The sequence below is a fragment of the Streptomyces sp. MNU89 genome (genome assembly GCF_020982505.1).
Taxonomy (GTDB): Bacteria; Actinomycetota; Actinomycetes; order Streptomycetales; family Streptomycetaceae; genus Streptomyces; species Streptomyces xinghaiensis.
In genome coordinates, this window is record NZ_JAJKLL010000001.1 from 472,035 (window position 1) to 485,285 (window position 13,251).

Consider the following 13,251-nt stretch of genomic DNA (forward strand, 5'->3'; position numbering starts at 1 on the left):
GCCCGCAGTTCCGGAGCCCGTGCCGGGCGACCACGCCGGACCGATTCCTCGCATGGGGAACAGCGTCGCGCCCGGACGCCAGCAGGATCCCACCGAGGTGCGCGCCAACGCCTTCATGCCGACCAAGCACCTCGGTGAGGCGGAGACCTGCGTACTGATCACGCGCCGGTCCGAGTTCCGCGGTTCCCTGTGGATCACGGACGACCGGTCCGCCGGCGCGTTCGCGCGCCGCCGGGGCATCACGGCCAAGGAGACGTGCGACCTCATGAGCCAGGCAGCGGTCGACGGCCTCGTCTCCCCGGCGGAAGGCCACCGGCTGCTGCACGCCATGGTGAGCGCGGGACGCCGTCTGCACCGCCTCTCCAGGCGTCCCGAAGATCTCCTGTACTGATCCCGCCGGGGGCCCGTGGCAGCCCCTTGGCCCACCGGGCCGCTTTCCGCAACGGAAGTCGGCCCATACAGCCGGTTTCCCGTTGTGCTCACTCGGTCGGGGGGCCAGCATGGGCCCGAATCGTCCCATCGAGGATGGATCGAGGAGGAGTTGTGCGAAGAAGCATCCGCGCCGCGCTGACCCTGGCGGCGGCGACCGTCATGGTGGGGAGCACCGCCTTACCGGCCTCCGCCGAACCGAACCCGCCCGGTTGTCCCAAGGGTTACTTCTGCGGCTGGTCCAACGGCGAGGCGTACCCGGTCGGCACGCCCAGCATCAGGACTGCCGGCAACTGGTCCGGCAGTGTGTCGATCAACAAGTTCTTCAACAACGGATACGCCTACCCGGGAGCCGACCACGTCACCATGACCTGGTACACCTGGGGTGGCTCCGGCCCGCACTCGATATGCGTGCACTACAACCCGGGGCCCGGCCAGTACGAGGGCTACTTCGGCGACAGCGTCCGGCTGGTCAAGGTCCGCTGGCGCGGGGAGTGCTGACTCGCGGACGGTCCGCCGGACGGAAGGGCGCGGACCGGCTCCCGGACGCGCCGTGACGACGCGCGAGCCGAACTGCGCTTCTGCCCGGTGAGGAGCGGCGGGCTTCCCGTCAGTCGCGGGATGCGCCCGCCGCCCGTCCTCACCAGTCCCCGTCCTGCACCGGTGAACCCGGCTGCGGCGCGTCGCCGAGCGGGTGGGTCTGGTGCGGCGACGGGGGCTGCCAGGGCGTGTGGTCGTCGCCCAGCCACTCGCCCACCGGCTTGACCCCGCCCAGGGTGTCCGTGGGGGCCAGGTCGGCCGCGTCCTCGTCGTAGTAGTCGTACCAGGGCAGGCCGGCGCGGGTGTACGCGGCGCGGTCCACGGGGGACGGGGGCGGTTCCTCGCCGGTGATGCGGCGCCATTCCGGCGGGGTCACCAGGTGGACGAAGACGCGGCCGGCCGGCTCCTCCGACCAGTCGGAGAGCGGCCGGTCGTCCCGGTACACCTCCTGGCGCATCGAGCCGCCGACGCCCAGGCCCATGGCCGCCGCCGCACGCGGGCCGCCGCGCCGGGGGCCGGGGGCGCTCCGGCGGTGCGGCCGCGGCGGCGAAAGCGGGCCCGCCGGCTCCGGCGGAGCCGGGAGGGGGCGCCGCGCTCCGGTACCGGGCGCGTACGACCGCCTGGCGCTCGGCGCGCCGGCGCTGCTCCTCGCGCCACGCCGCCAGCGCCGGGCCGGAGAGGGGGAAGGACTGGAGCTGCACGCCGCCCCAGGTCTCCTCGCCCGTCACCTGGCCCTCCACCGTGGCGCCCATGCCCAGCGGTACGGCGACGAACTGACGCACCTTCCCCTTGCCGGAGTTGATGCCGTCCAGCCAGGGCTGCCGGGGCAGGACCACATAGTTCTGCGGCTTGCGCCGCAGCCCGCCGGTCCACGGCTCGCCGGAGACGGCGCACACCTTGCCGACGCCGACCTGGAGCGCGGCCGGTTCCGCGCTGCCCGCGAAGCTCAGCCACATCGCCTCCCGCAGATACACGGGGAGCAGCACCCCGCCGCGTTCCCGCATCGCCTGCGGCACGGTGCCGGCATGGTCCTCGACGCGGCGCACGGGGAACTCGCCGAGGCCGGGCGGCAGCGGATGCGTTCCGGTCTCCGGCAGGCGCAGGGTCCGGATGAAGCGGACCCTCACCCCGCCGCCCAGCAGCAGACTGTTCCCGTCGATCCGCACCGCGCCGTTCGCGACCACGCCGTCCCTCCCGTTCCCGCCCTTCGGCCCCGCGTGTCCGCGAAGCCGTCTCCCGGTGCCTACCACGACGTACGGCCCGGAGCGGTTCCCTTCCGGGCAGCCGGCCGGGCCCGGGGAACGCTCCGCGTGCCCGCCGGGACAGCCGCCGCCGCGCGGCCGGGGGCACGGTGTGTCTCCGCCCGGTGGTGCGCCTCCACGGCCGGGCAACCCTTTCTGCCTACTCTCCCGTTATTACCTCCATCGGACACCACGTCAGGAGAGACGCACAGATGCCCCTAGTGACCGTCGGCCGTGAGAACAGCACCGACATCGAGCTCTACTACGAGGACCACGGCGACCCCGCCGGACAGCCGGTGGTCCTGATCCACGGCTACCCGCTGGACGGCGACTCCTGGGAGAAGCAGCTCCCGGCCCTGCTGAAGGGCGGGTACCGGGTGATCACGTACGACCGCCGCGGTTTCGGCCGTTCCGGCCGGCCCACCACCGGCTACGACTACGACACCTTCACCGCCGACCTGCACACCCTGATGACCACCCTGGACCTGCGCAACGCGGTCCTCGCCGGGTTCTCCATGGGCAGCGGCGAGGTCGGCCGCTACCTGGCCGCCCACGGCTCGGAGCGCGTGGCCAAGGCCGCCTTCCTGGCCTGCCTGGAGCCCTATCTGCTCAAGACCGACGACAACCCGGACGGGGTGGACGGCCAGGTCTTCCAGGAGATCGCGGCCGCGGTGGGCAAGGACCGCTACGCCTACTTCACCGAGTTCTACAAGGCCTTCTACAACCTCGACGAGAACCTGGGCAGCCGGATCAGCGAGGAGGCCGTCCGGGCGAGCTGGAACACCGCGGCCGGCGCCTCCCCGCACGCCTCACTCGCCTGCGTGGCCACCTGGACGACCGACTTCCGCGCCGATGTGGCCCGCATCGCCGAGCTCGCCCTGCCCACGCTCATCCTGCACGGCACCGGGGACCGCATCCTGCCCGTGGACTCCACCGCCCGGCCCCTGCGCAAGCTGCTCCCCCACGCCGAGTACGTGGAGATCGAGGGCGCACCGCACGGCCTGCTGTGGACCCATGCGGAGGAGGTCACCGACGCGCTGATGAACTTCCTCGGGAACTGATCCCGCGACACGCGAGAGGCCGGAAGGGTGCATGCCCTTCCGGCCTCTGTGTGCGCGGCGCGGTCTGTGCGCCGGTCCGGACATCCGGACAGGGCGGTCAGTACGGGCCGTTGACGTTGTCGATCGATCCGTAGCGGTCGGCCGCGTAGTTGCAGGCCGCGACGATGTTGGCGACGGGGTCGTACTGGCTGTTGGCCGTGCCCGGGACGTGGTACGCGTCGAAGGTCGGCTTGATGACCTGCAGCAGGCCGATGGACGGGGTGCCCTTCTGGGCGTTGATGTCCCAGTTGTTGATGGCGTTCGGGTTGCCGCTGGACTCCCGGATGATGTTGCGGTGGATCCCCTCGTAGGTGCCGGGGATGCCGTGCTGCTTCATGATGTCCAGGGCCTCGCGGATCCAGCCGTCCAGGTTGTTCGCGTAGGACTTCCCGGAGGCGGACGGGGCGGGGGCCGCGGGCTTCGCCTGCTGCGCCGCATCGCCGCTGTGCCGGGCACCGGGCCGGGAGGCGTCGAGGGAGAGCTCCTGGCCGGGGAAGATCAGATGCGGGTTGTCGCCCACGGTCTCCCGGTTGGTCTCGTAGACGGTCTTCCAGCCGCCGTCGACGTCGTACGCGGTGGCGATCCGGTGGAGGGTGTCGCCGCTGACGACGGTGTAGGACTCCGGGCCGGTCCGCTTCCGCTCGGCCTCGGGGGCGGCCTTGGGCTGCGCGGCCTTCGGCTTGGCCGGGGAGGCCGCCTTGGGCTGCGCGGCCGTGTCGATGTCCGGTGCCCCGGAGTCCCGGGACAGTCCGGCCTTGGGGCCGCAGGTGGGCCAGGCGCCCGGGCCCTGGACGGCGAGCAGCTTCTCGCCGGCGGCGATCTGCTGGTCCTTGGTGGCGAGGTCGGCGCGCGACGCGTACTCCGTGCCGCCGACCGACTCCCAGCTGGACTGGGAGAACTGCAGTCCGCCGTAGTAGCCGTTGCCGGTGTTGGCGGCCCAGTCGCCGCTGCTCTCGCAGGCGGCGACCTCGTCCCAGACGGCGACGGGAGCGGCGTTCGCGCTGCCCGCCGTCAGCAGGGGGGCGGCAACACCCGCGCCGCCGGCCGTGAGGACCACGGAAACGCGGGAGATCTGACGGGAAATCGTTGAAGTGCGCGGACGGCGGTGGCGGCCACGAGACATAGTTGTGCGTCCTCTCCGACGCCTGCGAGGTTAGCTGTCGGATTCGGGCTGGAGTTGCCCGGCCAATTCCCCTGACGCCCGGGGCGTATTCGGGAATTGGCTTCACCCCAAGCCGTACCGTGCGGAGCGCGCGGTACGGCAGTCTGTGGTTTCCCCGCTCCTGCCGCGCTGATCTGCTGTTTCTCCACCGGCCGGGCGGCAGGACTCGGCGTGTTCCGGCGGTGGAGCCCTCGCCATCGAGCGGAGGCGAGGACACATAAACACAGCGATTTGGTAAAGACAAGGTGAGAGAAAGCGACCCCATTCCGAACCGCGGCCGATACCGCTATTGCGGACACCGTGCGCACCGGATCTTCACCGGAGCGTGAAAGGGCCGGAACCCTTCGCGCGCTCAAATCTCGGCGGTGGAAGGAGAATCGGGGAATGTCGCGGCCGAAGGCCTCTTCAGGACATGCGGACGGAGAGCAGGGAATGTGATCCGGGACACAGCGCCGGAGAGGTTTGACTCAGATCGGCCCCATTCCACACCGAGTTGACTTACCCCCCGAACACCCTCGAATCGGAAATTCATCGCACAGACGGCTCTTCTCCGCCCGATTCCCCCGGTCCCGGCATGCGGGCGCGGGGGGCCCGAGCGGGCCGGTCGCCAATGAGCAGGGTACGGCGGCTCGTTGGCCCACCAGGCCGGCCCGGCGATGCCGTGGGCGTGGCGGTGACGGAGGCGGGGAGACGCGAGACCGGGTGAAGGCCGCGGTGGCGGCTGCCGTGCCGCCCGGACCGGGCGGCCGGGTCGCCGGATCCTGCGCACGGGATGCCGCCGCCGGGCGGCGGCCCGCCGCTCCGGTGCACCCGCTCCTCCGCTCCCGTCACGCATCCCGACGGTGCAGCGACCGTTCGTACACGCGCCTGCTCCGGATCCGCGGGCCGCAGTGGCCGGTAACGGGGACGGAGAAGGCCGAAGAAGAGCTCTGACCTGCTGCTCAGCGCCGGTCCCGGCCCTCCCGGTGGCGTGCCGTTCCGGAAGCACCGGGTGACATCCGGGGCGATGGGTAAACGGAACTATCTCCGCGGTCAAGGGCGGAACCGGCCGATGACGTCCGGGAGCCGCCGCACCGCCGCGGAGTCTCGTGACCGGAAGGAGGCGGACACCGTGACCGACGCGGTCCGGGTGGGAAAGGTGCTCACCGACCTGATGCAGGCCGGCCACACCACGGCGCTGGAGCAGCTGCCGGGGGTCGTGGCCGCGCACGCCGAGACCGTGGGCCTGCACGACGTGGCGCTGTTCGCGGTGGACCTCCAGCAGAAGGTGATGCGGCAGCTGACCGGCCGGGGAGCGGACGCGGGCGAGGGCGGAGCGGAAGTCGCGGTCGACGGCACACTGCCGGGCCGCGCCTACCAGAACGTGTCCATCCTCACCGAACCCGCCCCGGAGACGGCGGCCGGCCGGTGCCGGTGGTGGGCCCCGGTCACCGACGGGGTGGAGCGCCTGGGCATGATGCGCGGGGACACCGCCGCGGAGGACGGGCAGAGCCGGGACGCGGTCCGCAATCTGGCCTCGCTGGTGGCGTTGCTGCTGCTCAGCAAGCGGTCCTTCAGCGACTCGTACGCCCGTCTCGTGCGCAGCAGGCCGATGAACGTGGCCGCGGAGATGCAGTGGAACCTCACGCCGCCCCCCGCGTTCGCCGGCCACAACGCCACCGTCAGCGCCGCCCTGGAACCGGCCTACGAGGTCGGGGGCGACGCCTACGACTACGCCCTCACCGGCACCAATCTGCACCTGGGCATCTTCGACGCCATGGGGCACGACACCACCGCCGGGATCACCGCCAATGTCGCGGTGTCCGCCTGCCGCAACGCCCGCCGCCAGGGCGCCTCACTGGCGGAGTCCAGCCGGATGGTGGACGAGACGCTCAACCAGCAGTTCGGGACCAGCCGCTACATCACCGGGATCCTGGCCGACCTCGATCTGGAGACCGGGCGGCTGGCCTGGGTCAACCGCGGCCATCACCTGCCGGTGGTCATCCGTGCGGGAGGCCGGCCCACCCAGCTCGCCTGTCCCCCGGCCGGCCCGATGGGCGCCTCCCTGGGCCTGCCGTTGACCGTCTGTGAGGACCAGCTGGAGCCCGGCGACCGCCTCCTGCTGTACACGGACGGCATCACCGAGGCCCGCGGTGCCGACGGCAAGCAGTTCGGTATGGCCCGTTTCGTGGACTTCGTCATGCATCACCACGACAACGGGCGGCTTCCCCTGCACGAGACCCTGCGCCGTCTGATGCACGCGGTGCTCGAGCACCACGACGGCCGGCTCGACGACGACGCGACCGTGCTGCTGGCCGAGTGGGCCGGCGACCGCCAGGAGGAACTGGTTCCCTGAGGCGGGCGCGCGGGCCCGCCAGTTCCCACCCCGCACTCCCTCGCCCTCCGGGCGGCACCGACGGCCCACGCCGTACGTTGGAGGAGGTGGTGGGCGGCTCCGCCCGGTTCACCACCGGGTGCGCCGCACGCCGGACCGCACGCAGCCCACGCCGTTCCGACCCGAGGATTTCCGCATGCCAGCCCGTTCCCGTCCCCGTTCCGCGGCTGTCGCCGCCTCCGCCGCCGCGATCCTGCTGGCCGCCGTCCTGACCGGCTGCTCCGACGACTCGAGCCCGGAGGGGCACGGCAGTTCGTCCTCCGCGGAGTCCACCGGGTCCGCCGAGGATTCCCACGGCCCGGAGGCCTCGGTCGGCGGGATCAGCCACATCCACGGGCTCGGCGTCAATCCCGGCGACGGCAGGCTCTACGTCGCCACGCACCACGGAGTCATCGCGGTGAACGACGACGGCTCCTCCGAGCGCGTGGGCGACACCGCCGACTACATGGGCTTCACCGTCGCCGGGAAGGACACCTTCCTCGGCAGCGGCCACCCCGCGGAGGGAAGCGGCGACCACGCCAACCGCGGGCTGATCCGGAGCACCGACGCCGGGAAGACCTGGACCTCCCTCTCCCTCGCGGGCAAGGCCGACTTCCACGCCCTCGAAGAGGTCGACGGCACCGTCTACGGCTACGACAGCACGGCCGGTCTGCTGCGCGTCAGCGAGGACGGCAAGAAGTGGGACGAGCGCGCCGAACTGGCGGCCCTGGACATCGCCGTGAGCCCCGAGGACCCCGGCACCGTCCTGGCCACCACCCAGAGCGGCGTCGCGCGGAGCACCGACGGCGGCAGAACCTTCGGCGGCGGGAGCGAGCCCGTGCTGACGCACCTCTCCTGGGCGGAGGGCGACGCCCTGTACGGGATCGCCCCCGCCGGGGTGGTGCACCGCAGCACCGACGGCGGCAAGAGCTGGAAGAAGGCCGGGACCGTGCCCGGCGGGCAGCCGCAGGCGCTGACGGCCGTCGACGCCGACCGCGTCCTGGCCGCCACCGGGAGCGGGGTGTATGAATCCCGCGACGGCGGCAAGTCCTTCACCCGGCGGCTGGCCGTGTCGGAGGCCTGAGACCGGAGAACACCGAAACACCGGAGCCCGGCGTTCGCACGCCGGGCTCCGGACTCGCTCCAGGGCCGGCCCGTCACGGGGACGGGCCGTTCCCGCCTTCCCGCGGCCCGGTCGGGGGCTAGTCGGTCAGGGTCGGGGTCTGCCAGTTCCTCCACTGCGAGAGGTTGCCCGGCTTCTTGCTGGAGATCCTGATCGTGCCCGAGCTGCTGCCCGTCCCCAGCATGTACTTCTGGATGTGCTGCTGCAGGGGGCCGCGCCACTCGGACCGGCTGGCGCAGTGGTTGCCGTCCTGGATGTCGGACCAGTAGGTGATGTTGCTCCCGGCACCGAGCGCCTTGTAGATCTCCGCTCCGCCGAGGGCCGCCACACTCCCGGAGCCGGCGGCCAGCCAGTCGATGTGCGGGTTCTCCATGATGAAGAGTCCGCGCGGCGCGACCATGCCCACGATCTCGTGGGTGTCCACCGGCAGCCTGGACGGGTCGCTCGCGTAGGAGCCGAAGGCGTCACCCAGCCACGGCTGTTCTCCGTAGCCGCTGCTCAGCGGCTGCGCGCCGTTCTCCCGCGGGATGCCGCGGAAGATGGGAGCGCCGCCGGTGCCCGACTCGATCGGCATGGTCAGGGCGATGCGCTGGTCGAACGCACCGGCCACGAACGCGCCCTTTCCGTACCGGGAGCACCCGGTGACGCCGGTGCCCTCGGCCTTGAGGACGCTGCCGTCCGACTGCTCGATGACGTCGATGATCCGGCTGACGCCCCAGGCCCAGGCCATCAGCAGCCCGGTGCTGCTGTTGGAGCCGTAGACGCTGTAGAAGGCGCCCTGCTTGTTGTTGCGGGGCGTGCCCTCCCGTCCGACCGCGAACGGGTCGAAGCTGATGACGGCGGCACCGGCGGCCTTGATGGTGGCGGTGTCCGCGCCGAAGCCCCCGTAGACGATGACGGCCGGGAAGGGCCCGGAACCGCTCGGCAGCTCGACGCGGGCCGAGAAGCTGGAACTCCTGCCGTTGTCCGAGACGTTGACGGTGATGTCGCTGCGGGAGACCGATCCCGAGACGCTCTGCGGCTTGGCGGGTTTCGTGCCGTAGACCGTCTTCTCCGCCATCTTCTTGATCTCGGCCCGCCGGCACCGCCAGTCGGACTTCGCGGTCACGCGCGAGCCGTCCAGCTTCGTGAACGGGTCGGGAAGCAGGGAGTTGGACGGTGTGGAGCCCGGGTCGGGCACGTTGCAGTCGGTGCCGTCGTCCTCGACGTCGGCCGCGAACTGCGTGGCGGCTCCGGGGCCGGGTGCGGCCACCGCCTGTGGGCTGAGGGTGGCGGCGCCTAAGCTCGCGACGGCCACGAAGACCGCGGCGGCCCATGCCCGGGGCCGGTATCGATGGAAGCGCATGTGGGGGAACCTCCATGAGGAAGGCGCGCAGCCGAGGGAACGGCTCCCTGGCCGACGACATGGAGCCGTGAAGTTGCCGCTGCACGCCAGATGGTGGGAAACGTCCCGGACCGCGACGTGGTCGCAGCTGCCCCCAGACTCCAACCACGGCCCAGAACACTCGCACGGTACAAGGGCGTTGGCCACCTCACAACCCCCCGCCGAACAGGCCCGTCACGCCGTGCCGTGCTCCCGCGCCCGCGCTCCGAGGACGGTGTCCGGGGGGAAGCCGGGCAGCAGGGCACTCCGCGGAGGCGAGCGGCACGGCTCGCCGGGCGGTCCGCGGCGGACCGGGTTGCCGTGCCGCTCCGTACACGCTCCTGTACGGCCGGGAGCCGCCGCCCGGGTGTTCGGCCGAGACCGGGGCAAGTCCGGTTTCTCGCCCTTGGTCACGATTGCGGCATGACTGTTTCACGGGAGGAGTGAGGGTAACCCGGTGCCGGCAACGACTTCCGAGGAGAGGGGAGGCAGTTGTGCGAGGTGTCCCTGGCAGGCAGTTCTTTCCGGGCCGCCGGTCGGCCCGGTCGGCAGCGGCCCTGCTCCTCGCGGCGGCCGCGCTCGCCGGATGCGGCGGCGACGACACGGCGGGAGGGGAGTCGGGTCTGAGCGTCGGCGAGGTCCAGGAGGCGTTCGAGCGCGGCGATCCCGAGTCGGTCACCGGGGAGAGAGGAACGTTCAGCGCCCGCGTCGAAAATGTGATCTCACCGTGGGCGTTCACCATCGGCGGTGGCGATTTCGGCGACGCGGATCCGCTGCTGGTCATCGAGGAGGGTATGCCCCCGGTGGACCAGGACGACCCGGTCCAGGTCGAGGGGATCGTACACAGGTTCGACTTCTCGCGGGTCCAGAAGGATCTCGGGGTGGATCTCGCGGAGCCGCTCTATCAGGACTTCTCCGGCGAGCCGTATGTGAAGGCCGACAAGATCGCCGAAGACGTCGGCGAGTAGCGGAGTTCCCGCCGCCCGCGAGACGGGCTGCCCGGCGGCAAGCCGGAGAGCCGAGGAGAGACATCCGCCGCACCTCCGGAGAAGGGCCGGACGCACCCTGTGCCCGTTTCGCCGCCCGGATGGGGGCGGCCCCGCGGGGTGCGCGAGGCCCGAGAGTTTCCCGGCGAGAGGACCGACGAGCATGCGACTCACACCAGGACACCGCCGTGCGCGGACGACCACCCCCCTGCTCCTCGCCCTGGCCCTGGGCGCCGTCCCCCTGACCGGATGCGGCGAGGAAGGCGGGAACGCCAGGCCCGAAGCCTCCGTGCGCGTCGAGGAGTCCCCCGGGGACGGCGACGGATACGAATTCGTGTACGGGGATCTGGCGGAGGCCGGCTTCTGGAACGACGTGGACACCTGGGCGGGCAGGCGGGTCACCATCACCTCCACGGTCCACGACGTCATCGACAGCCACTTCTTCACGATCGCCGGCACCCGGGGCGACGCCCCGAAGGACCTCCCGGTCGTCTCCGTGCCGGCCGTCAAGGAAGGCAGGATCGATGACGGGGACACCGTGCGGGTCACCGGCACAGTGCGGAAGGCGTTCGACGTCGCGGAGGCGGAGAAGGAACTCGGCCTGGACTGGGAGGACGAACTCTTCACGGACTGGCAGGACGAGAACTACATCGTCGCCACACGGGTCGACACCTCGGCCAGTCTGGACTGACCGGCCCCTCCTTCGCCGGCGCGTGCAGCAGCGCCACACCGTCCCGGCCGTCCCCCGGCCGGGAGCGGGCCGTCGCTCACGGACCGGCCGGACGGGAGGACACCGCAGACACCGCGGAAACGGAAAGGCGCCGCCGCACCCGAACGCCAGGGGGTGCGGCGGCGCCTTGCGACCGTGCGTCCGGCCGGTCGCGGGGATGGTGCGGCCGGTGCGTGCTAGCGCGGGGCCATGCGCAGAGCGCCGTCCATGCGGATCGTCTCGCCGTTGAGGTAGTCGTGGTCGATGATCGCGAGGGCGAGCTTGGCGTACTCCTCGGGGGCGGCGAGGCGCTGCGGGAACGGCACGCCGGCGGCGAGCCCGGCCCGGAACTCCTCGGACACGGTGGCCAGCATGGGCGTCTCGACGATGCCCGGCGCGATGGTGCAGACGCGGATGCCGTACTGGGCGAGGTCGCGGGCGGCCGGCAGGGTCAGCCCGACGATGCCACCCTTGGAGGAGGCGTAGGCGGCCTGGCCGACCTGGCCCTCGTAGGCGGCGATGGAGGCGGTGTTGACGATGACGCCGCGCTGGCCGTTCTCGTCGGCCCCGGTCTGCGCGATGGCCTCGGAGGCGAGCGCGAGGACGTTGAAGGAGCCGATCAGATTGACCTGGACGATCTTGGCGTAGAGGCCGAGGTCGTGCACGCCCTTCTTGCCCAGGATGCGCATGGACGGGCCGATGCCGGCGCAGTTGACGACGGTGCGCAGCGGGACGCCGGAGGACGCCGCCGCCGTGACGGCGGCCCGGACCTCGTCGCCGTCGGTGACATCGGTCGGCACATAGGTGATACCCGCCGTCTCCGGGGCCTTCTCGATACTCCCGGGGAGGTCGAGGGCGAAGACCTTCGCTCCCTCCTTCACCAGGGCGGCGGCGGTCGCCGCGCCCAGGCCGGAGGCCCCGCCGGTGACGATGGCGGCGGTGTTCTCGATACGCATTACTGCTGCTCCTTGTTCCGCACGGTGATGATGCCGCGGCTGTCCTTCTTCAGCGCGCGGCTGATCACCATGCGCTGGATCTGATTGGTGCCCTCGAAGATCTGCATCACCTTGGCCTCCCGCATGTAGCGCTCCACGGGGAAGTCACGGGTGTAGCCGTAGCCGCCGAGCACCTGGACGGCGTCGGTGGTGACCTTCATGGCGTTGTCCGTCGCGACCATCTTCGCCACCGACGCCTCACGGCCGAACGGCAGCCCCAGGTCCTTCAGCCGGGCGGCGGCCAGCGTGACGGCGCGGGCGGCGTCGACGGCGGCGGCCATGTCGGCCAGGACGAAGGCCAGCCCCTGGTGCTCGATGATCGGCTTGCCGAAGGTCTCCCGCTCCTGGGCGTAGCGCAGGGCGTGGTCCAGGGCACCCTGGGCGAGGCCGGTGGCCACGGCCGCGATGCCGAGCCGGCCGGAGTCGAGGCCGGCGAGGGCGATCGGCAGGCCCTGGCCCTCGGCTCCGATACGGCGGTGCCGCGGGACCCGTACGCCGTCGAAGCGCATGGTCGCGGTGGCCGAGCCGGTCAGGCCCATCTTGCGCTCGGGCGGGTCGGCGGAGAGCCCGGGGGTGTCGGCCGGGACGAGGAAGCAGGAGATCCCGTGCGACCTGTCCTCGGAGGTGCGCGCCATGACCGTGTAGAAGTCGGCGTAGCCGCCGTGGGTGGTCCAGGCCTTGCTGCCGTTGAGCACGTAGTGGTCGCCGTCGCGGACCGCGCGGGTGCGCATGGCCGCGGGGTCCGATCCGGCGTGCGGCTCGGAGAGGCAGTAGGCGCCGAGGGTCTCGCCGCCGAGCATCCCGGGGAGCCACTCCTCCTTCTGCTCGTCCGTGCCGTACGCGGCGAGGGCGAAGCAGGAGAGCGCGTGGACCGAGACGCCGACGCCGATGCTGGACCAGACCGCCCCGATCTCCTCCAGCACCTGCAGATAGACCTCGTAGGGCTGCTCGCCTCCTCCGAAGTCCTCGGGGTAGGGGAGGCCCAGCAGGCCGGCGCGGCCGAGGGTGCGGAAGACGTCGCGGGGGAACTTCTCGTTGGCCTCCCACTCGGCGGCGCGGGGGGCGAGTTCCTTCTCGGCGAGTTCACGGGTGAGACCGATGAGGTCGGCGGCTTCCCTTGTGGGGAGCGTTCGCGTTGCGGGCATGGTTGCCGTCCCTTGAGTGATACTGGAGCCGATACGAGAGTATCGCTACGGGTACGGTCCCGGCCAGCGGGGAGCCTGCCCGCGGCCGGTGATACGGCCGGGAGA

General features: G+C 71.8%; 12 protein-coding genes and 1 riboswitch. Of the genes, 7 read left to right on the forward strand and 5 right to left on the reverse strand.

Annotated elements, in window-relative coordinates:
- The first annotated feature begins 52 nt into the window (after nucleotides 1-52).
- Nucleotides 53-391, forward strand: coding sequence for a hypothetical protein (locus E4N63_RS02160; RefSeq protein ID WP_230239748.1), 339 nt, complete (start codon nucleotides 53-55; stop codon nucleotides 389-391).
- Nucleotides 392-543: 152 nt separating this feature from the next.
- Complete coding sequence (locus tag E4N63_RS02165; protein ID WP_019708163.1) at nucleotides 544-930, forward strand: hypothetical protein; 387 nt, start codon at nucleotides 544-546, stop codon at nucleotides 928-930.
- 139 nt (nucleotides 931-1,069) lie between these two features.
- On the opposite strand, the gene E4N63_RS02170 is transcribed toward E4N63_RS02165, so the two are convergent.
- Nucleotides 1,070-1,450 carry a hypothetical protein gene (locus E4N63_RS02170; RefSeq protein WP_230239749.1) on the reverse strand — a complete coding sequence of 127 codons (381 nt, stop codon included), beginning with the start codon at nucleotides 1,448-1,450 and terminating at the stop codon, nucleotides 1,070-1,072.
- A 972-nt stretch (nucleotides 1,451-2,422) separates the two neighbouring features.
- Here E4N63_RS02170 and E4N63_RS02175 point away from each other — a divergent pair.
- Complete coding sequence (locus tag E4N63_RS02175) at nucleotides 2,423-3,271, forward strand: alpha/beta fold hydrolase (protein ID WP_125622251.1); 849 nt, start codon at nucleotides 2,423-2,425, stop codon at nucleotides 3,269-3,271.
- A gap of 97 nt (nucleotides 3,272-3,368) precedes the next feature.
- Here the strand turns inward: E4N63_RS02175 and E4N63_RS30905 are convergent, their stop codons facing one another.
- Entirely contained in the window at nucleotides 3,369-4,367 is a 999-nt protein-coding gene (locus E4N63_RS30905; RefSeq protein WP_308188629.1) for a transglycosylase family protein, read from the reverse strand.
- Between the two features lie 72 nt (nucleotides 4,368-4,439).
- Nucleotides 4,440-4,654, reverse strand: a riboswitch (cyclic di-AMP (ydaO/yuaA leader).
- A 929-nt stretch (nucleotides 4,655-5,583) separates the two neighbouring features.
- Here E4N63_RS30905 and E4N63_RS02190 point away from each other — a divergent pair.
- Nucleotides 5,584-6,807: a PP2C family protein-serine/threonine phosphatase gene (locus E4N63_RS02190; RefSeq protein ID WP_230239750.1), complete on the forward strand. Its 1,224-nt coding sequence runs from the start codon at nucleotides 5,584-5,586 to the stop codon at nucleotides 6,805-6,807.
- Nucleotides 6,808-6,982: 175 nt separating this feature from the next.
- Nucleotides 6,983-7,909 carry a F510_1955 family glycosylhydrolase gene (locus E4N63_RS02195; RefSeq protein ID WP_230239751.1) on the forward strand — a complete coding sequence of 309 codons (927 nt, stop codon included), beginning with the start codon at nucleotides 6,983-6,985 and terminating at the stop codon, nucleotides 7,907-7,909.
- A gap of 118 nt (nucleotides 7,910-8,027) precedes the next feature.
- Here E4N63_RS02195 and E4N63_RS02200 read toward each other — a convergent pair whose 3' ends face one another.
- Nucleotides 8,028-9,293 carry a cellulose-binding protein gene (locus E4N63_RS02200; RefSeq protein ID WP_230239752.1) on the reverse strand — a complete coding sequence of 422 codons (1,266 nt, stop codon included), beginning with the start codon at nucleotides 9,291-9,293 and terminating at the stop codon, nucleotides 8,028-8,030.
- 512 nt (nucleotides 9,294-9,805) lie between these two features.
- On the opposite strand from E4N63_RS02200, the gene E4N63_RS02205 reads away from it, so the two are divergent.
- Entirely contained in the window at nucleotides 9,806-10,279 is a 474-nt protein-coding gene (locus E4N63_RS02205; RefSeq protein ID WP_230239753.1) for a hypothetical protein, read from the forward strand.
- A gap of 181 nt (nucleotides 10,280-10,460) precedes the next feature.
- Nucleotides 10,461-10,988: a hypothetical protein gene (locus E4N63_RS02210; protein WP_230239754.1), complete on the forward strand. Its 528-nt coding sequence runs from the start codon at nucleotides 10,461-10,463 to the stop codon at nucleotides 10,986-10,988.
- Between the two features lie 215 nt (nucleotides 10,989-11,203).
- Here E4N63_RS02210 and E4N63_RS02215 read toward each other — a convergent pair whose 3' ends face one another.
- Together E4N63_RS02215 and E4N63_RS02220 are read right to left on the reverse strand one after the other, a co-directional pair.
- The gene (locus E4N63_RS02215; RefSeq protein WP_125622238.1) at nucleotides 11,204-11,962 is read right to left on the reverse strand and encodes an SDR family NAD(P)-dependent oxidoreductase; all 759 of its coding nucleotides are present in this window, start codon (nucleotides 11,960-11,962) and stop codon (nucleotides 11,204-11,206) included.
- A complete protein-coding gene (locus E4N63_RS02220) occupies nucleotides 11,962-13,146 on the reverse strand; it encodes an acyl-CoA dehydrogenase family protein (protein WP_043466125.1) in 1,185 nt (394 codons plus the stop codon). The genes E4N63_RS02215 and E4N63_RS02220 overlap by 1 nt, the downstream gene beginning before the upstream one ends.
- Between the last annotated feature and the right edge of the window lie 105 nt (nucleotides 13,147-13,251).